Origin of the sequence: Pseudoalteromonas aliena (genome assembly GCF_038155085.1) — a bacterium.
Lineage (GTDB): Bacteria > Pseudomonadota > Gammaproteobacteria > Enterobacterales > Alteromonadaceae > Pseudoalteromonas > Pseudoalteromonas aliena_A.
Genome location: NZ_JBAKAU010000195.1, coordinates 1 through 218 on the forward strand (window position 1 = coordinate 1; position 218 = coordinate 218).

Sequence of the window (218 nt, forward strand, 5' to 3'; positions counted from 1 at the left end):
AATTGCGGTGCACGGCGTTTAAGTTCAGTTATAATATCTTTTATAGCTGCGCCCGTTGATGAGGTTATTAGAACAATACGGTTTATACTTTGCGGTAGTGGTTTTTTTTACGCTGAGCTAAATAAGCCCTAGGCACCTAAGCGCAATTTTAGTGCATCAAACTCTTGTTTAAGCTGACCTTCACCTGCAGGCTCCATATGTTCTACAATAAGTTGATA

The 218-nt window shown here is 39.9% G+C and carries 1 pseudogene; it reads right to left on the reverse strand.

The features are described 5' to 3' along the window. Positions 1 to 218 (reverse strand): annotated as a pseudogene (locus tag V6260_RS19055) (exodeoxyribonuclease VII large subunit); the annotation flags it as partial.